16 protein-coding genes are annotated in these 18,765 nt (G+C 36.6%); 7 read left to right on the plus strand and 9 right to left on the minus strand.

Annotated features, from left to right (window positions below; translation table 11 throughout):
• Positions 1-255: 255 nt before the first annotated feature.
• From EG339_RS21930 to EG339_RS21945, 4 genes are all read right to left on the minus strand, one after another.
• Positions 256-876 (minus strand): alpha/beta hydrolase, encoded by a 621-nt coding sequence (locus EG339_RS21930; RefSeq protein WP_123872137.1) that lies wholly within the window; start codon positions 874-876, stop codon positions 256-258.
• Between the two features lie 7 nt (positions 877-883).
• Positions 884-1,837 (minus strand): ring-cleaving dioxygenase, encoded by a 954-nt coding sequence (locus tag EG339_RS21935; RefSeq protein ID WP_123872139.1) that lies wholly within the window; start codon positions 1,835-1,837, stop codon positions 884-886.
• 94 nt (positions 1,838-1,931) lie between these two features.
• Complete coding sequence (locus EG339_RS21940; protein WP_123872141.1) at positions 1,932-2,228, minus strand: GNAT family N-acetyltransferase; 297 nt, start codon at positions 2,226-2,228, stop codon at positions 1,932-1,934.
• A 52-nt stretch (positions 2,229-2,280) separates the two neighbouring features.
• A complete protein-coding gene (locus EG339_RS21945) occupies positions 2,281-3,213 on the minus strand; it encodes a ring-cleaving dioxygenase (protein WP_123872142.1) in 933 nt (310 codons plus the stop codon).
• 547 nt (positions 3,214-3,760) lie between these two features.
• Between EG339_RS21945 and EG339_RS21950 the strand changes: the two genes are divergently transcribed.
• The 5 genes from EG339_RS21950 to EG339_RS21970 all read left to right on the plus strand — a co-directional run bounded on the left by EG339_RS21950 (position 3,761) and on the right by EG339_RS21970 (position 9,900).
• Complete coding sequence (locus EG339_RS21950) at positions 3,761-4,759, plus strand: EamA family transporter (RefSeq protein WP_123872144.1); 999 nt, start codon at positions 3,761-3,763, stop codon at positions 4,757-4,759.
• Between the two features lie 17 nt (positions 4,760-4,776).
• Complete coding sequence (locus tag EG339_RS21955; RefSeq protein ID WP_123872146.1) at positions 4,777-5,805, plus strand: methionine ABC transporter ATP-binding protein; 1,029 nt, start codon at positions 4,777-4,779, stop codon at positions 5,803-5,805.
• On the plus strand, positions 5,798-6,454 hold the full coding sequence (metI, locus tag EG339_RS21960; protein ID WP_123872148.1) for a methionine ABC transporter permease MetI: 657 nt from the start codon (positions 5,798-5,800) through the stop codon (positions 6,452-6,454). The genes EG339_RS21955 and metI overlap by 8 nt, the downstream gene beginning before the upstream one ends.
• 85 nt (positions 6,455-6,539) lie before the next feature.
• A complete protein-coding gene (metQ, locus tag EG339_RS21965) occupies positions 6,540-7,346 on the plus strand; it encodes a methionine ABC transporter substrate-binding lipoprotein MetQ (protein ID WP_123872149.1) in 807 nt (268 codons plus the stop codon).
• Between the two features lie 295 nt (positions 7,347-7,641).
• Entirely contained in the window at positions 7,642-9,900 is a 2,259-nt protein-coding gene (locus tag EG339_RS21970) for a glycoside hydrolase family 3 C-terminal domain-containing protein (RefSeq protein WP_123872150.1), read from the plus strand.
• A gap of 312 nt (positions 9,901-10,212) precedes the next feature.
• On the opposite strand, the gene EG339_RS21975 is transcribed toward EG339_RS21970, so the two are convergent.
• The 4 genes from EG339_RS21975 to EG339_RS21990 all read right to left on the minus strand — a co-directional run bounded on the left by EG339_RS21975 (position 10,213) and on the right by EG339_RS21990 (position 15,789).
• A complete protein-coding gene (locus EG339_RS21975; RefSeq protein WP_123872151.1) occupies positions 10,213-12,399 on the minus strand; it encodes a TonB-dependent receptor domain-containing protein in 2,187 nt (728 codons plus the stop codon).
• A gap of 315 nt (positions 12,400-12,714) precedes the next feature.
• Positions 12,715-13,269, minus strand: coding sequence for a DUF2652 domain-containing protein (locus tag EG339_RS21980; protein ID WP_123872152.1), 555 nt, complete (start codon positions 13,267-13,269; stop codon positions 12,715-12,717).
• Positions 13,270-13,546: 277 nt separating this feature from the next.
• Entirely contained in the window at positions 13,547-14,293 is a 747-nt protein-coding gene (locus EG339_RS21985; RefSeq protein WP_123872153.1) for a metallophosphoesterase, read from the minus strand.
• 104 nt (positions 14,294-14,397) lie between these two features.
• Complete coding sequence (locus EG339_RS21990; RefSeq protein ID WP_123872154.1) at positions 14,398-15,789, minus strand: MFS transporter; 1,392 nt, start codon at positions 15,787-15,789, stop codon at positions 14,398-14,400.
• A gap of 143 nt (positions 15,790-15,932) precedes the next feature.
• On the opposite strand from EG339_RS21990, the gene EG339_RS21995 reads away from it, so the two are divergent.
• A complete protein-coding gene (locus EG339_RS21995) occupies positions 15,933-16,403 on the plus strand; it encodes an Lrp/AsnC family transcriptional regulator (RefSeq protein ID WP_123872155.1) in 471 nt (156 codons plus the stop codon).
• Between the two features lie 278 nt (positions 16,404-16,681).
• Positions 16,682-18,109, plus strand: a complete 1,428-nt coding sequence (locus EG339_RS22000; RefSeq protein ID WP_164466476.1) for a helix-turn-helix transcriptional regulator — start codon at positions 16,682-16,684, stop codon at positions 18,107-18,109.
• A gap of 127 nt (positions 18,110-18,236) precedes the next feature.
• Here the strand turns inward: EG339_RS22000 and EG339_RS22005 are convergent, their stop codons facing one another.
• The gene (locus EG339_RS22005; RefSeq protein WP_228459666.1) at positions 18,237-18,752 is read right to left on the minus strand and encodes a hypothetical protein; all 516 of its coding nucleotides are present in this window, start codon (positions 18,750-18,752) and stop codon (positions 18,237-18,239) included.
• Positions 18,753-18,765 lie beyond the last annotated feature (13 nt).

Genomic DNA, 18,765 nt, shown 5'->3' on the forward strand with positions numbered 1-18,765 from the left:
CTTCACTACGCTTTGCTTCGTTCAGAATGACAAATAATACGCTTTATCTATCCGTACACTTTGTCATTCTGTAAGAATATCATCTTTAATTAAGTATTCTTTTCACCTATTTAAGACCATCTTTTTTTCTTACATCTCACAGATTAAGCAAATCACACAGTTTTTTTCCCACAGATAGCACAGATTTTCACAGAGGATTATGCATAAAAATCTGCGTCATCTGTGAAATCTGCGAGAAATTATCATTAATATTTCCTATTTAAATACAATAGAATTAGCCAGTTCAATTTCTTCCTGATTAATGGAGTGCCCGAAATTGGCATATACTTTCTCGGTTACCTCAGCATTCATTTCTCTTAAAATATTGGCTGTAGCGTATACCCTTTCTACCGGAACATGGAAATCAGGATTGCTGGTTCCCAGTACAACAGGAGTTCCTGCGAAATCACCTTTATAATTTTCACGGTTGATTTTATCACCTATTACTCCGCCAATAATAGCTACCGCACCTCCAAACTTCTGGGCATTTCTGGCTAAAAACTCCAGTGTGAGACATGCACCCTGGGAAAATCCGAAAAAGTAAATATCCTCAGGGGCAATTCCTGCATCTGTAACAGCCCGCACTGTTTCTCCAACCATTTCCAAAGCTGATGACAGCCACGGTTCATTCTGATCTACCGGCGCCATAAATGACAATGGGTACCAGGTATGGTTCAAAGCCTGAGGAGCCAGTATGGCATATTCTTTTACATTCAAATGTTGTGAAAGGCTTATAATATCCTGAGCACTTCCGCCTCTTCCATGCACCATAATCAAAGCTTTTTCAGCTTGTTTTAACGGTATACCTGCTGTTTTTATATTTAAAATATGACTCATTATTTCTCTATCTGTATTTTTCTGTTGGATAATTGATTTTAGGAAGAACATCCATTAAACGCTCCCTCCTTTTCTCAAACTGTTGGGGTAACTGCAGATCTTCTCCTAAAAATGCGGCTTCTTCATCCACATCAAACCCCGGACCTGAAGTGGCTATTTCAAACAGAACACCTCCGGGTTCTTTGAAATAGACCGATGTAAAGTATTTTCTGTCTTTCACTTCAGTATGCTCCAATCCAAAAGCATTTAATCTTTCAACCATTTCAAGTTGTGTCTGGGCATCGGGAGTTGCAAAAGCCACATGATGAACAGTTCCTCTTCCGGCTAATCCTTTTAATGCATTAGGAGTAGAAAGAAGGTCTACATATTTTCCGGGAAGATCTTCCGTACCTAATCGCAACCGGTCAGGGCTCTCACTAATGATCTTATGATCCATCTGAGTGGTTAACAGAGCGGCCATTCTTTCATAGGCATCCTGCCAGATTTCAACGTGGTGTATTCCTTTTAAAGCATAGTCTTCAGGAATATATCCGTTATAGTACCCTTTTCTTTTATCTTTATCGTTAAAAACCAACTCAAGACCCAATCCGTCAAAGTCTTCAAGATAAATAAAAACTTCACCTGATAGTCTTTGTTGCGGCTGTTTATAAGCAATATTAAACTGATCCAAACGGTTCATCCAGTAATCCAGGGCATCTATAGACACTGAGAAAGCAGTGGTATTCAGCATTCCTTTTCCATGCCTTCCATTAATCAGGTCTTTACCATATGGAAAAGTGGTCATGATGGTTCCCGGAGTTCCGTATTCGTCTCCGAAATAAAAGTGGTACACATCCGAATAATCAAAATTTACTGTTTTCTTAACCAGGCGAAGTCCCAAAACGCCTGTATAAAAATCTATATTTTCCTGGGCATTACCCGTAATTGCTGTAACGTGGTGCAGTCCTGTGATAAGTTTCATAATGTTAGCTGTTATTAATAGGTTATTGTAATTGGCTGAGCAGAAAGAAAGCGTAAAAGAGGAATGCAGATATTTGTTTTCCCTCTCTGTATATTTACATTCCTTCTCTTAACCACACATCATTATATTCTTCCGGATGGCGTTTGAACTGTGCATGCACAAACGGACATAGCGGTACAATTTTCAGATCATTCTCTCTTGCATAGGAAACCAGCCTTCCCAATAAAATTTTGGCAAAACCTTTTCCTTCAAATTCAGGATTAACTTCAGTATGGTACACAGTCAGTTTTTTTCCAATAACTGAAATATCCATCTTACCGGCTTTTTGATCGTCTGAAAAAAGCTGGATTTCTCCTTTTCTTCCTTCCAAAACTATTTCTGTTCTTTCCATGTCTTTTATTTTTTATTCAAAGTTAATTTCTTTATAAAAAGCAGAACATGATCTATGATAACTTCGGTAATACCCCTTCTATTTTACTGCGCATTCCTTCGTACTGAGCAGGAAGCTTTAGATTTTTTCCCAGTTCATCCAGGGGTTCGTCTACTGTAAATCCTGGATTATCGGTAGCAATTTCAAATAAAACACCTCCTGGTTCGCGGAAATACAAGGAATAGAAATAATCCCTGTTGATTTTCGGGGTAATGCTTAACCCTGCAGATAAAGCTTTTTCACGGTATTCCATCAAAACATTATCATCTTTTACTCTGAAAGCAATGTGATGATTGGTTCCCGCAGCATTTCTTCCGGTTGGAATGGTATCATTTTCAATAATATCAATAAGATTGGCAGTATCAATAGCATCTGTCCCCAATCTGTATCTTTCGCCTTCCTGTTTCTGAAGGCCATATCCTAAAAGATCTGTCAGAACTTTTAGGGTAGGCTCTGCTCTTTTTAGAGTTAAAGTTACATTATGGAATCCTTTTAAAGCATTTTCATCTTTTATATCATCGGTTGTCCATACTTTTCGGTTATCATCTCCAGCTGGTTCTATAAACTGTAACTGAAGGCCGTCCGGATCTTTAAAAGAGATCATCTTTTCACCAAAGATTTCACCTTCTTCTATATTCACATTGAAGCTTTTTAAACGGTTTTTCCAGAACTCCAGGCTTCCTTTAGGAACAGAATATCCGATATGAGTAGCCATCCCGCTTCCGTTGGAACCCTGCCCTATTCCTTCCCATGGAAAGAAAGTAAGAATCGTTCCCGGTGTTCCGTTTTCATTACCAAAGTAAAAGTGATAAGTTCCAGGATCATCGAAATTAACGGTTTTTTTCACCAGTCGTACTCCTAAAACCTGAGTGTAAAAATCTAAATTTCTTTTCGCATTGTCTGCAATAGCAGTGATATGATGCAGTCCTAATATTCTATTGTCCATGTCTTTTAATTTTGATGCTAAATTACGCCGACAAAGATTCCTGCACATTTAACTAGTTTAATAAATGTATCAGGAAAAAGGTCTTTAAAATTTCAAATTCAGTTTACATAATTCGTAAGAATGTTAATTTATTTTATCTTTTCTATAATACTCATAATCTATTATTTCAACTAAAAATGAATTTAAAAAACAGAAAAATAATTTCAACCTCCTTATCAAACAAAAAAATAATAACCATAATATACTGAATTACAAATAATTAAATTATTAACAATAATTTAATATCTAAAAACCCTATATTTTTAGTAGACTAATAAAAATTATATTATATATTTGCAAACGTATTCAGGAAATAAAATAAAATGAGCACAGAATTAAAAAATAATGCAACCATAAAATATATCATCAAAAATATGATGAAGCATATCTGTATGCCTGTGCATCAAGAATACTTTGGGTGACCTTACTTTTAATATGACATACTTTTGAAGGCCCTACCAAGTTGTAGGGCCTTTTTATTTAAAAACCAAAACATTAAAAAAATAAAATGAGCAATTCTAAAAACAAATGGCTGATACCATTAGCATTTACAAATATCTATGTAATATGGGGAATTACGTTTTTAGCTATTTCATTTGGACTGAAAGGTTTTCCACCGTTTATTCTTTCCGGATTGAGATTTCTGGTAGCAGGAATTCTGATGATCGGGTATCTCCTGTCTAAAGGAGAAAAAGCAAACTCTCTTATCAACTGGAAAAAAAATGCAATTACCGGAATCCTGATCCTTACCGGAGGAACAGGCCTCGTAGCCTGGGGAGAGCAGTATGTAACCGCTTCTGAAGCGGCAATCTCTATAGCAACCGGACCTTTCTGGTTCATTGCTATTGACAGAAAAAACTGGAAATACTATTTTTCAGATAAATTTATTCCGATAGGTCTGGTGATCGGGTTTATAGGATTGGTATTTTTCTTAAAGGGAAGTGTTAATTCATATGCTGCACACACTTCTGTTGACGACCACCTCCGTATTACGGCCTTCATTGTATTAGGATTAAGTTCTATTGCATGGGTATTGGGATCTTTGTATTCCAAGAAAAATCTGGCTTCTCAGTCTACTTTTATGAATATTGCCCAACAACTTATTGTTGCCGGGGCTGCTGCTTTTCTTATTACCATATTCCGAGGGGAATGGACTGGTTTTTCGGTTTCTACAGTACCGGTCTCAGCCTGGGCAGGAGTTCTGTTTTTAATCTTCTTTGGATCGATAGTCGCTTATTTGTCGTACATTTGGCTGTTGTCCGTGAAACCCGCTGCTTTGGTGAGCACCCACACCTACATTAACCCTATTGTTACGGTTATTGCCGGATGGATTGTGGCTAATCAAAGTATCAATGGAGGCCAGTTATATGGTTTGGCAATCATATTGCTGGGAGTACTGCTGACTAATATCACCAAGTATTTCAAGCTTTCAAAGCGGTCTAAGGTCAAAATCAGAAGAGTGAGGAGATTTTTTAACAGGGCAGGCAAGAGATATCAGCCTATTTAATAGTATAAAACATCAGAATGATAGAAATCAGAAATATATCAAAAACATTTCATCAGAAGAAACAGGCCTTTAAGGCACTGGATCAGGTGAGTCTCAATATAAATAAGGGAGATATTGTAGGAATCATTGGATTCTCCGGAGCAGGAAAAAGTACCCTGATCCGTACCGTTAATTTGTTGGAAAGGCCGGATGAAGGTCATATCATTATTAATGGAAAAGATTTTACTCAATTGAGTTCAAAGCAGCTTGCGGAAGAACGCAAAAAGATAGGAATGATCTTCCAGCATTTTAATTTACTTTCTTCGAGAACCGTTTTTGATAATGTAGCACTTCCACTGGAGCTGGATCACAGCGGCAAAGATCAGATTAATAAAAAGGTTAATGAATTATTGAAAATTGTTGGCCTTGAAGATAAAGCCAATGATTACCCCAAGAGTCTTTCAGGAGGACAAAAACAAAGAGTTGCCATTGCAAGGGCTCTGGCCAATGACCCTCACCTGTTGCTTTGTGATGAAGCCACCAGTGCGCTGGATCCGGTGACCACGCAGTCTATTTTACAGCTGTTAAAGGACATTAACCAGAGATTGGGGATTACCATCCTTCTGATTACCCATGAAATGGAAGTTATTAAAGCCGTTTGTAACCACGTTGCTGTAATTGATAAAGGAAAACTTTTAGCCAAAGGAACTTTAAGCGAGATCATTTCAAACCGGGAAAATCCGGTGATCCAACAATTTATAAATTCAGATGTCATGACCCTGCCACAGGAACTCAATAACAGACTGCAGAAAGAACCACAGGATGGTTTATTTCCGCTGGTCGAAATAGAACTTAACGAAAAAATAAGTGTTGAACAGATTCTTTCAGCATTATATAATGAACATAAAATTCCTTACAAGCTTTTGAAAGCAGATGTAGAATATTTTGGGAATTCTAATTTTGGTAAACTACTTTTGCAACTTCAGGGAGCGGCTGAGGAAAACCAGAAAGCCATTTATTATTTTAATCAGAATAAAATTCAAAATACAGTAAAAGGATATGCTTAGTGATGCAGTACTTGCCCTTTTGGCAAAAGGAACCTGGGAAACAGTTTATATGACATTCGTGTCCGGATTTTTTGGATTTGTTTTAGGGCTTCCGGTTGGGATTTTTTTATTTTTAACAAGAAAAGGACAATTACTGGAAAATGCAGGCTATCACAGAGCATTATCCATTATTGTAAATATTTTCCGTGCCATCCCTTTCATTATTTTAATTGTGTGGATGATCCCATTTACAAGGATTTTGGCAGGAACATCCATTGGTGTTAATGCAGCATTGGTTCCCTTAAGTGTGGGAGCTGCCCCTTTCATTGCCAGATTGGTGGAAAACAGCCTTATTGAAGTTCCTCACGGGTTAATTGAAACCGCAAGGGCATTGGGAGCTTCTCCTTTTCAGATCATCAGAAAGGTTTTGCTTCCTGAAGCTCTTCCTTCATTAATTAATAATGCCACCATTACTTTAATTACACTGGTAGGATATTCTGCAATGGGAGGTGCTGTAGGTGCCGGCGGATTGGGGCAAGTTGGGTACCAGTACGGATATATTGGTTATGATGTTGTGATCATGAATACCGTTTTGATATTACTTGTTCTTTTGGTATTTATCATCCAGTTTATGGGAGATAGATTGTCTAAGAAGTTTGACCATAGATAAGTTTGAGGGATCTAGAGTTTTAGAGTAAATGAGATGTGAACGAAGGAGTTCTGTACCCTTTATACATATTATTAAAAAGAATAGAATGAAAAAAATAAAGATTTTAGGTTTAATTGCTGCTGGAATATTCCTCTTCAGTGCCTGCTCAGGAAGAAAGGATGATCCGAATTTTATCCGTGTGGGAATTACGTATGGGCCGGAGCAGGAAGTAGCTGAAGTAGCGAAAAAAGTAGCGAAGGAAAAATATAACCTTGAAGTGGAGCTGATTCCTTTCAATGATTATGTAGTTCCCAATGAAGCCTTAATGAACGGTGATATTGATGCCAATGCCTTTCAGCATGCTCCTTATTTAACCGAACAATCAAAACAGAGAGGCTATAATCTTGCGATCGTAGGAAATACTTTTGTTTATCCTATTGTAGCCTATTCTAAAAAAATTAAAACCCTTAGTGAACTTCAAAACGGAAGCACCATCGTTATTCCTAATGATCCTACCAATGGCGGACGCTCACTACTTCTATTACAAAAAAACGGCCTGCTGAAATTAAAAGCAGGGGTTGGGTTGCTTCCCAAAGTGACTGATATTACAGAAAATCCCAGACAACTGAATATTATGGAAATTGAAGGCGCACAAATCCCAAGGGTTTTGGATGACAGGGATGTTGTAGTGGGTATTATCAATAACAATTTCGCAGCACAGGCCGGTCTGGATTCAGAAAAGCAGGGAATATTCAAAGAAGATAAAGATTCTCCTTATGTTAATCTTGTTGTAGCAAGACAGGATAACAAGAACAGCCAAAAGGTTAAAAAATTCGTAAAAGCTTACCAATCTGATGAAGTGGAAAAAAAAGCACTGGAAGTATTTAAAGGAGGAGCTGTGAAAGGATGGTAATCATGTTTGAGTGTTGGAGAGTATGAGAGTTCCGGGGTGCAGATTTCGAGATACAGGTTAAAAATCAATTCATTCCAAATTAACGATTCACTTGCGAAGCAAAATTGATTATTGCCATGTAAAATCTCTTTGTCTATTATCTCCCAACCTCTCGCATTGCATTTCTACCGAAGAATAAATAATAAACTGCCTGCAATCTTAAAGGCAGTTTTTTTAGGCTTCAAAATTTATTTTCTCAATTTGAGATAATATAAAAATTTTGTTTATTTTTGCTTCAATCCAATAAAAAGGCAATATGTTAAAGAAAACCGCCATTGTAAGTTTATTCACATTTATTTCTGTTTCTTATATGGCTCAGAACACTACTCCCGTTTATTTAGATGAATCAAAACCTGTAGAAGAGCGCATCAAGGATGCTCTTTCCAAAATGACTCTGGAAGAAAAAGTGGCTATGCTTCATGCACAGTCGAAGTTCAGTTCTCCAGGTGTCCCAAGATTAGGAATTCCCGAATTCTGGACAACTGACGGACCTCACGGTGTTCGCCCTGAAGTAATGTGGGATGAATGGGACCAGGCGGGATGGACTAATGATTCTATTATCGCATACCCCGCCCTGACCGCGCTATCGGCTACATGGAATAAAAAAATGTCCTGGAATTACGGTAAAGCATTGGGAGAAGAGGCCCGCTACAGAAAAAAAGATATTCTTTTAGGACCTGGAGTAAATATCTACAGAACTCCATTGAATGGAAGAAATTTTGAATATATGGGTGAAGATCCGTATCTGACTTCAAAAATGGTAGTGCCTTATATAAAAGGAGTACAATCTAACGGTGTAGCCACTTCTGTTAAGCATTTTGCGTTGAACAACCAGGAGATGTTCCGTCATACCAGCAATGTAAATGTAGATGACAGAGCGCTGTATGAAATTTATCTTCCGGCTTTCAAGGCAGCCGTTACAGAAGGAGACTCCTGGACAATCATGGGAGCTTATGATATGTATAAAGGTCAGTATGCCAGCCAGAATCAGTATCTTTTGAATGATATCCTGAAAAAGGAATGGAATTACAAGGGTGTTGTGGTTTCCGACTGGGGCGCAGTAAACAATACCGAACAGGCTATTCACAACGGATTAGATCTTGAATTTGGCTCATGGACCAACGGTCTTTCTGCAGGAACTAAAAATGCCTATGACAATTATTATCTGGCCAAGCCTTATCTTGATCTTATTAAAGCAGGAAAAGTAGGAACAAAAGAATTGGATGACAAAGTAACCCGGCTTCTCCGCCTTGCTTATAAAACCACAATGAACAGAAATAAACCTTTCGGCAATATTGCCTCCGAAGAGCATAAAGCTGTGGCTAAAGAAATTGGAGAAGAAGGAATTGTTCTGCTAAAAAACCAAGGAAATATTCTCCCTATTGATATTAATAAGGCTAAAAAAATTGCTGTTATTGGTGAAAATGCCATCAAAATTATGACTGTTGGCGGTGGTTCTTCATCATTAAAAGTAAAATATGAAACACTTCCATTAGACGGAATTAAATCAAGATTTGGAAAACAATCTGATGTACAGTATGCCAGAGGATATGTAGGAGATATCGGAGGTGAATACAATGGGGTAAAATCCGGACAGGATTTAAAAGACACCCGTTCTGAAGCTGAACTTTTAAATGAAGCTGTAGAATTGGCAAAAAAATCTGATTATGTAATCTTCGTTGGTGGATTGAATAAAGCAGACTTCCAGGACAGTGAAGGAAACGACAGAAAAAGCTATGGATTGCCATACAACCAGGACCATGTAATTACGGCATTAGCCAAAGCAAATAAAAACCTTGCTGTAGTTTTAGTTTCCGGAAATGCTGTAGCTATGCCATGGATCAAAGAAGTTCCAACTGTTTTACAGGCATGGTATCTTGGTTCTGAAGCAGGGAATTCTATCGCCTCTATTCTGGCTGGTGATGCCAACCCATCAGGGAAGCTTCCCTTTACATTCCCTGTAAAACTTGAAGATAATTCAGCCCATCAGCTTGGAGAATATCCCGGCCAGAAAGATGAATTGGCTGCCGGAAAAGGAAAAGATCAGAAAAACCCGATCAATATTACCTATAACGAAGGAATTTTTGTAGGATATCGTTGGCATGACACCAAAAATATCAAGCCCCTTTTCAGCTTCGGACACGGATTAAGTTATACCACTTTCGAATTTGGAAAAGCCAAGGCAGATAAAACCACCCTGTCACAAAATGATACCATTACTTTTACAGTAACCGTTAAAAATACAGGAAAAAAAGCAGGAGCAGAGGTTGCCCAGCTGTACATCAGTGATATAAAATCATCTGTACCACGTCCTGCCAAAGAACTGAAAGGCTTTGAAAAGGTATATTTAAATCCTGGGGAACAAAAAGAAGTGTCTTTCACTATTGATAAGTCTGCTTTAAGTTTCTTTGATGCTCAGAAGCACGACTGGGTAGCTGAACCTGGAGATTTTGAAGCTTTAATTGGTAACTCTTCAGATGCTATTAAAACAAAAATAAAGTTTACGTTGAAATAGTAAAAATGGAGGATGGAAGCATGAGGACGGAAGTATCTATTTGATCATTAACTTATCTATCTATTAATTTTGTAGAATTATGAAGCAGGTTTCAAATTGAAACCTGCTTTTTTATTTTCTTGCTCATCAGGCAGATTTTTCACAATGAATCTGCCCAATTTGCGAAATCTGCATGAACTTAAATTATTGAACCATTAAGAAAAATAAAGATTTTAAGAAAAGGTAAGCTCATCAATTATGCATTCAAATAAATAAAAAAGTAGATCTCCAGCTGAAACCTACTTTTACTATTTAATTTATCTAACAATACTTCTATTTCGCTTCTCCTGAATTTTTCTCCACATCTTTTTTGGTAGCTTCTTTTACCTTTTGGTTTCCGAAACGCTTTACAAAAGTAAGGGAAACACCATACCAATCCCATTTTGAATACTCTCTAAAGGTTCCATCCGGGCTATAAGTGGTATTATCCCCATAAGGTCTTTTAAAGATATTCATAAGCTGCATACTCAGCTCCATCTGGGTTTTCGGGAATATTTTGGTAACCGAAATATTATGGAAAACATTGGTATTGTTAGCGTATGAATTTCCGTTATTCTGATTGGCAAGTTCCATCCATGCACTTATATTAATATTCTTATTAAACAGATTCGTGTAAGATATATTAGCAGAGGCTCCCCAGTAACTGATATAATCTTTACCGCCCAGCTTATTCTTTTCATTAAAATCTTTATTATTAATGTAATACCAGCCAAATCCGGCATTTACATTCAGTTTATTTTTCAGGAAATTCTGATTGGTATTGGCAAAAAGATAATATTTTTCAACCTTTCCATCAAAGTTCCCGGGTAAAGAAACCGTTCTTCCGTTTTCTGTTACATAAGTAGTCCAATAATCCTGATTGGTATACATGTATCTTGCAGAAATAAAATACTTTTTCAGAATTCCGAATTTCAGATAAAGCCTGTCATTAGGATTCGGATTCAGGTAAAGGTTCCCTCTGGAATAGGTACCGTTAATTTCTGGCATCAGGAAAGGATTAAATTCAGAATACCACGGCCTCCAGATGCTTCGGTTATAAGTAAGGCTCAGATCAAACTTCTCTGAAAAATTATATTTCAGTAACAGATTGGGAAGAAAAGTTCCATATGAGTCTTTCCTTTCTGTACCTGCTACGTCCTGTCTTACTTTATAATCAATATATTCATATCGGAGTCCCACTCTGGTTTCCAGTTTCCCAAAAAAGGTTTTACTATAGTTAGCGTATAAAGAGCTGAGCCTGTCTTCATAATGGAATCTGTCATTTTTAGACAGATTAGAATATTCTGATGCGGGGTCATTGATACTGAATCCATACAGACTGTTGGGAATAACATGATTATTAATTTCCGATTTTCCTCCTACTTCCATCGTTCCCCCGGATTTACCTAAAGGTTGTGTATAATCTATTTTCAGGTAATAATTACGCATCTGGTTTGAACTGAGCACTCCAAGCTGCTGATCTGTTTTTACTCCCTGTTTATCAATCTGCTTATCAATTAAGTTATCATTGTTATTACTGGAGTAATTGGTTCCCAGATTAATATCTAAAATCCTGTTCTTTTCTTTATCATAATATTTATAGAAAGCATTAGTACCCAAATTACGCCTGAAACCCCAGTCGGTTTGATACTGGCGGAAAGATTCTCCGGGATCTCCATCTTTTGACGTAAATCCATCAGATTCTGCTGAATGTAAGCTTCTGTTCTGTGAATATTCCAGAACAATACCTAAATTATTTTTATCATTGATTTCAAATTCTGACGTAGAGGAAAGAGAAGGGCTTTCGTTTCTCATTAGGTTTTCCAGGTTGAACTGGGTAAGCTTATTTCCTTCATACCGGTGATCCCACGTCTGGTTCGTCTGCACATAGTTTCCATTATTATACCCTCCAATAAGAGTCTGGGTAAAATTTTTCTTATGGTAATTCAGGTTAAAATTGGTGTATTGTGAGTTTTTGGTACTCTGCCTGTTATTAAGAGAGATACTCCCTTTTAAGCCCTCATCATCCCTTTTCTTAAGGACAATGTTGATAACGGACCCTGAAGTTTCATAGCGGGAAGATGGGCTGGTAATCACTTCAATTTTCATGAGGTTGTCTGCAGGAATTGTTTTAAGATATTCCTTCAGTTCCTTCCCTGTAAAAACAGATTTCCTGTCATTGATGTATACCGTAACCAATTGTCCTTCTGCTTTTACCTCATCATTGTTATCAATACTTACCAGAGGAGTCATTCTCAGAACATCCCATGTTGTATTTCCTGCCAGGATTGCACTGTTAGCTACATTAAATACAGTTCTGTCTACCTTAGATTCTACTGTTGGCTTTCTGGCCACCAGCGTAACAGCTTCTATTTCTTTTGCATTTCCTTTTACAGTATCTTTTGCAGCCGGAGTTTCAGCCTGCTGGGCTATGGCCAGTGAACCTGTTAATAATGCTATAGGAAATAATATTGTTTTCATGTGAAATCTTAGTTTTATCTATAAGACCGCTACACTTCAACATTTGTTACATCAAGAAATGAAAAAAAAGAAATAAGCATCTATATTTTAACAGTTTACAAATTTTACCTTTATAAATTATTCAATAAAATAACATTTATTAAGATAAAATAAATAACTAAACATTCGTATTCTAAAATCATATATAATAAATGGGTTTTAAAAAAAAAATACTGTTTACTAAATTTTAACATATTTTTTTCAATAAAAAAGCCCGGATCTCACCCGGGCCGCTAGCAACAGCAAATTTACAAGGATTAAAAAATAAAGAATATGCTAGTGTATATTTTCAAAATAATGGATCATACCCACTTCAGGCAAATGATGCTGATCTATATTGAAATCAGCTTCCTGATTATCCGTGTTTTCTAAAAAAGAATTACTGAACAAAGCATACGAAGGCTGTTCTGCCCAGCCATTTTTCAAAAGCTGATGCGCTTCTACGATTGTTTTCCCGTAAAGTTTCCTGAAACTTCCGATATTATATTGCGAAAAAGCTCCATAATGAACAATAAATTTCAGAGACAGCTCTATAGTGGTACTTAAGCTTTTGCTCAGTTCTTTTATTTTTCTGTTGAATGCATTACGCATTTTCCAAAGCATTCCTGAAATATTCTGATAAGACGGATTTTCATCATAACGATAAAATAAAATGGCATCGCCCTCAATTTCAGAAATTTCAAAATACTGATCGTTCACGTCAATCAGCGTAGATAATAGTTGTCTTACAATATATTCTCCTGTATAAAGTTTGGTATTAAACACAAATTCAGTAAATCCGCTGAAATCCGGAATTAAAATAATTCCTTCCTGTATATCTGTATCCTTCATAATGATCATGGATTAAAAACCTGCTGCATCTAAAGACGAAGCAGGCTTAATTTTACTTTATTGCCATCTGCCCCCTACAGAACGATACAGTGCTGTAATGGCATTCAACCATTGAGCATTCAGAGAATCCGGTCCCAATTCAGCAGTAAGCTTATTGGTTTGTGCCATGATAATTTCTATATACTTTGCCGGGTACATTGAACAAAAGATCCGCTTCCTTTACTGCTTTACCGGATTTTATCACCAATCCTTCAGCAATATTTCTCACCCGGAATATCTATATTTCAATAATCAATTCCTTTTCATAGCCATTATACTTTTCATCTATATACCCGTGGGGATTGCAAATGATTTCAGTTTTTCCAATACTATACCTGCAAGGGGTATGAATATGGCCATGGATCCAATACAATGGCTGATACTCAAGGATCATATCCTCCAGATTGGAAGCATAAGCAGAAGTCAAAGGATCTTCTTTATAGCATTCCGGTACAGACTGTATACTGGGAGCATGATGAGTAACGACTATATTTTTCAATCCTTCTGAACCTTTTAAACTCTCTCGCAGCCATACTTTTGAAAACTGATGAATTTTAAAAGTGTCTATTGTTCTTAATTTTGAATAAGAAGGATCACGGGTGATTTTTTTGTAATCATTCATCTTGGGCTGACAGATCATTCCATATTTTACAGGATTTCCAAAAATTGAAAAATCAGTCCATAAAGTGGCTCCGTGAAAACGGACATCACCGATATCTACATATGAATTTTCAAGTACAAAAACATTGGAATCCTCTGCTGTACTTTTTATTTTATTGAGTGTCTTCGGATAGGAACCTTTATAATATTCATGATTTCCCAGCACATAAATAACCGGCTTATCAGAAATTACCTCTTTAATCCATTCAATTCCTTTAGTTCCAAGATTAACATCACCAGCCAGAACTATAACATCTGCATTATCAAAATATAATTCCGTCTTTCCGAATTCCTGATGAAGATCGCTGATGATTTGTATTTTCATAGAACAAAAATAATTAAGAGAAATGAGAATATGAGCACAAAAAAAGGAACCAATGCCTAAACACCGGTTCCCTGCTCATATAGTTTGTGTAATTTTAAGGCCGCTTATGATGGAACAGCTACTTTTGCCTGTTTCCCTTTTAAGCTTTTCAATATAAAATAGAATAACATTCCAAGGGCTAAAAGAGCATAGCTAATCAATATGATCAGATTCAGGTTTCCAACTGCAAGTTCTGAAGGAAAAATCTGGCTCATTAAAGACATGAATGAAAGCCCTATCCCAGCTCCCAGGAAGTAACTTGTAGAACTCAAACTTGATGCCAATCCGTAATTGGAAGGTTCAACATCCTGAATTCCCATCACAGAAAGTGCCGTAAAGCAGAAAGTCATTCCTATTCCTGAGATACAGGCAGCTCCTGATAAAACTACTGCTAACGGATGACCCGTAAATACTGAGACCAGCAACAATAATCCTCCTGCCAGCATAAAAGACCATCCTAACACTCCCATTTGAGAAGAAGGCAGTCTTTTCGAAATATGAGGTAAGATAAATTTAGCCGTCAAAGCTGACAATACACTGAAAGGAACAAGCATTAATCCTGAAGCAGCAGCACTATACCCCATATCTTTCTGTAGCATTAATGAAATCAGGAATAAAAACCCGATAAAAAAGGCTCCCAGAGTAAAAAAAGCAGCGTTGGAAACAACCAATGAACCATGCCTGAATAATTTCAAATCAAATAACGGCTCCGCAACAGTTCTCAATCTGAAGAATACCATTATCAAAAGTAATAATGCAACAACCAATGAACCGATCACCAGAAAAGGCTGCTCTTTAATGTGAACTAACTCATGGGTTCCGTAAGTAAGGCTTAAAAGCCCAAATACCATTAACACTCCGGAAACAACATCTGTTTTTTGTGCTGTTTTATTTTTCTCATCTGTTGGTAAATAATAATAAGACAGGATTAAAGTAATTAAAAGAATCGGAACATTAATGAGGAAAACCCAGTGCCAGCTTAGATAAGTACTGATAATCCCACCTACAGAAAGGCCACTTCCCGAACCGATAGCCGCAAAAGAACTGAAAATTCCGATGGCACGGTTCCTTTCCTGCTCTTCCCTGAAGGTATTGGTTACAATAGACAAGGCTGCCGGCATTACAAATGCCGCCCCTAATCCCTGCAAAGCACGGAATATGGCTAACATATTGAAACTTTCAGAAAGACCAGCCCCTAATGAAGTTAACATAAAAATAAGCGCTCCCAATAAGAACATTTTCTTTCTTCCAATCTGGTCAGAAAGTTTTCCGCCAATTATCAGAAAGCCACCAAAAAACAATACATAGAGCGTCTGCAGCCATTGAACCGTTCCTGCTCCAATATGAAACTGTTCCTGAATAGAAGGAATGGTTAAATTAATAATGGCAATATCCAAAGCCTCTACAAATGTTCCTACCGATGCTAAAATTAATATTAAATTCTTCCTTGTATCCATATATTCAAATTTCCTGCAAAATTAAAATTAACAGAACGTAAGTAAAAATTTTACAGTAAATTTGGAACAATAAAACTAAATAACCATAATTAAAAGAACAAAACAACTAAAACATTAGAATTAACCCTATAAAAACAGAACAAATGCCAGCAGAAAATTATACTCCAGACGAAAAAGACCTTTCCATCCTGAGACTTCTTCAGAAAGATGCGAAGATGAGTGTCCGTGATATTTCGGCAAGAATCAATCTCAGCCCCACCCCTACCCATGAACGTATCAAACGTATGGAAAAACTGGGAATCATCAGAGAATATACCGCTGTAGTAGACCGCAAAAAAGTGAATAAAGGCATGATGGTCATTTGTATGATCGCACTGAATGTCCACAATAAAAAAACGGCAGGAAAGTTCATTGAAGAGGTTGGTAAACTGAAAGAAGTGGTTGAATTTTACAATATCAGCGGTGATTTTGATTTCATGTTAAAAATCTTAGCTCCCAATATGGATGAATTCCATGAATTCTTTATTAATAAATTATCAGAAATTGAGGGAATTGGACAGACCAAGAGTATTTTTGTAATGAACAGCATTAAAGAGAGCGCCCAAATCGTTTAAAAAGCAAATAACTATCAACCAATTAATCGGATTACAATATCATTAAGTATATTACGCCCAAGCTAGTATTGGACTGAAATTTATTTTTCACTAATTTAGTAGTTGAAGCCATCCTCAGAATAAGCAGGTTTTATTAATCAACAAAAAACATATGAACGCTAAATTTATTGATTCAGACAACTGTAATGTTTTGTTCTATTTGCATCGTCAATCAGTTTTTCGGGCAGTACAGGGGTTATTTTCGCCATTGTATAAATGAGTACAAAATCATAGAATTCATGAACCGCAACAATGATATCAATTTAAAAGTTCACAGAATATTTTTATATTTATTTATTGCCATTTCCTTCTGTAGTTGTGGTAAGAAAATTGATATCCGGGAAATTGATAATGCCCTGCTTAAAAAAAATGAAAAACTGAGACTAGAGGGAAAAGACACAGAGCTTATCACTTTGAATAATGAAATGATCAGACGGTCAAAAGAAGGAGGATATCCAAAAGGAGAAGCCTTAGGATATATCAATCTTGCCAATACTTACGGCATGATGGGAAAATATAAGACCAGCCATGAATACCTGAAATTTGCAGAAAAAATTATTACCCGCCTTCATGACAACTTCCTTTACGCTAAACTCTATCATGAATATGGCCAGATCAATTATGTTACCGGATTGGTAAATACAGCATTAAGCTACAATGCAAAAGCTATTTATTACGGCAAAAAATTGGATGAAAAGGGCTGGCTGCTCGGTAATATGTATGAACAGAGAGCTGATTTTATTTCTTCAACCTATAAAGATTCCGCACTGATTTACCGGCACAGAGGCTTCAGCCTCGATCCTTCTGCTATTAATGCTTCCCTCATTGGCAATTATCATTTGCATCAAACTAAAAGCCTTGATTCTGCTACTTTTTATAATAACAAAGCGTTATCTCTTCTTAAAGATACTGAAGTTGGAACGGTAAGGCAGGGTATCATTTATGATTTTTATGCTGATCTGCTTTCTGAAAAAAAGGAGTTTAAAAAAGCATTAGATTTTTATAAAGAGGCAGCAGATATTTTAGTTAAAACTAAAAGAATCAATAAATTACCAGATATTTACCGGCATATTGCTTTTGCTTACCAAAACCTCAACGATCAGAAAATGGAAGATGTCTACAATTTCAAAGCTGAAGAATTGGACCAAAGGCTTAAAGCATCCGGAAATGAAGCCATTGACCTTTCCCTGAGTGAGATCATTGAACAAAAAAATAAAGATAATGTTAACCTTATTTTCATTGCTATCGGAGTACTTATTCTGACTGTTGGAGCTATTTTGTTTTTAGTTGTCAGAAACAGAAAATATGAGAAAGAGAATAAAGACTCAGAAAAATCCACTTCTTCAACTTACCCCGTAAAGGAGAGAATTTCCAAAGAAGATTTTACAGAATTATTAGATCTTGCCAAAAGTAACGACCTTAAGTTTATCAAGAGGTTTGAGGAAGTCAATCCCGGGTTATTTCAGAATATTCTAAAAATTAATCCGCAGCTTACAAAATCAGAACTGTCTTTATGCGCAATGATATGGCTAGGATTTTCATCAAAAGATATTGCCGATTTTACCTTTATACAACACAGATCTGTACAGACCAAAAAAGGCAGGCTCAGAAAAAAACTTAATATTTCGTCAGAAACAGACCTCTACAGCTTTTTTACATCCTTATAACTTTTCAGGCTTTTCTTCTTTTATAAGATAACGATAAAAAAACAGCAGTATACATTCATATACCACTGCTTCAATACCATTATAAACTTATATATACCGGTTTCCCGGAAATTATTTCATCCTGATATTATTTCCAGTAATTCCATACTGCCCCGTCAAATACGGCCAATGTTTTACTGGCTGTATCATAGCACATCATTCCAGGATATGGATTCTTTACATTAATATGAGGTGTTGCAATCTGAGGAAGGATCATTGCCTTATCCTGAGATTCCAGAACCAGTACTCCATCTGCAGTACTGGATAACGCTCCGATAACCACTCCTTTACCAAGTTCCGCAGAATTGTTTATGATAACAGCACTTGAGCTACCTGCATCAGATAAAGGCTTCCATACATCATTTTCGTAAACTTTTACTTTACTGTCTGTTACATCAAAACCAAATGTTCCGTTCACCAGAGATCCAGTCGGAAGACCAGAAGTTGCAGGAAGGATTAATCCATTTGTATTTCCGGATATGTTATTAAAATCCAGAACCGTACTGCTGCCATCTACCGTTTGTTTACCAATTGCTACCTGGGCAGCAGAGAAGTTAAAAACCGCGAGAGCAACTGTTATACCTATATTTTTAATATTATTCATTCTTTACTAATTT

The organism is Chryseobacterium bernardetii (assembly GCF_003815975.1).
Taxonomy (GTDB): Bacteria; Bacteroidota; Bacteroidia; order Flavobacteriales; family Weeksellaceae; genus Chryseobacterium; species Chryseobacterium bernardetii.

Coding starts and splice junctions, on each gene's coding strand:
- EG339_RS21930 (WP_123872137.1), bottom strand. CDS start 876: ATGAGTCATATTTTAAATATAAAAACAGCAGGTATACCGTTAAAACAA.
- EG339_RS21935 (WP_123872139.1), bottom strand. CDS start 1,837: ATGAAACTTATCACAGGACTGCACCACGTTACAGCAATTACGGGTAAT.
- EG339_RS21940 (WP_123872141.1), bottom strand. CDS start 2,228: ATGGAAAGAACAGAAATAGTTTTGGAAGGAAGAAAAGGAGAAATCCAG.
- EG339_RS21945 (WP_123872142.1), bottom strand. CDS start 3,213: ATGGACAATAGAATATTAGGACTGCATCATATCACTGCTATTGCAGAC.
- EG339_RS21950 (WP_123872144.1), top strand. CDS start 3,761: ATGAGCAATTCTAAAAACAAATGGCTGATACCATTAGCATTTACAAAT.
- EG339_RS21955 (WP_123872146.1), top strand. CDS start 4,777: ATGATAGAAATCAGAAATATATCAAAAACATTTCATCAGAAGAAACAG.
- metI (WP_123872148.1), top strand. CDS start 5,798: ATGCTTAGTGATGCAGTACTTGCCCTTTTGGCAAAAGGAACCTGGGAA.
- metQ (WP_123872149.1), top strand. CDS start 6,540: ATGAAAAAAATAAAGATTTTAGGTTTAATTGCTGCTGGAATATTCCTC.
- EG339_RS21970 (WP_123872150.1), top strand. CDS start 7,642: ATGTTAAAGAAAACCGCCATTGTAAGTTTATTCACATTTATTTCTGTT.
- EG339_RS21975 (WP_123872151.1), bottom strand. CDS start 12,399: ATGAAAACAATATTATTTCCTATAGCATTATTAACAGGTTCACTGGCC.
- EG339_RS21980 (WP_123872152.1), bottom strand. CDS start 13,269: ATGAAGGATACAGATATACAGGAAGGAATTATTTTAATTCCGGATTTC.
- EG339_RS21985 (WP_123872153.1), bottom strand. CDS start 14,293: ATGAAAATACAAATCATCAGCGATCTTCATCAGGAATTCGGAAAGACG.
- EG339_RS21990 (WP_123872154.1), bottom strand. CDS start 15,789: ATGGATACAAGGAAGAATTTAATATTAATTTTAGCATCGGTAGGAACA.
- EG339_RS21995 (WP_123872155.1), top strand. CDS start 15,933: ATGCCAGCAGAAAATTATACTCCAGACGAAAAAGACCTTTCCATCCTG.
- EG339_RS22000 (WP_164466476.1), top strand. CDS start 16,682: ATGAACCGCAACAATGATATCAATTTAAAAGTTCACAGAATATTTTTA.
- EG339_RS22005 (WP_228459666.1), bottom strand. CDS start 18,752: ATGAATAATATTAAAAATATAGGTATAACAGTTGCTCTCGCGGTTTTT.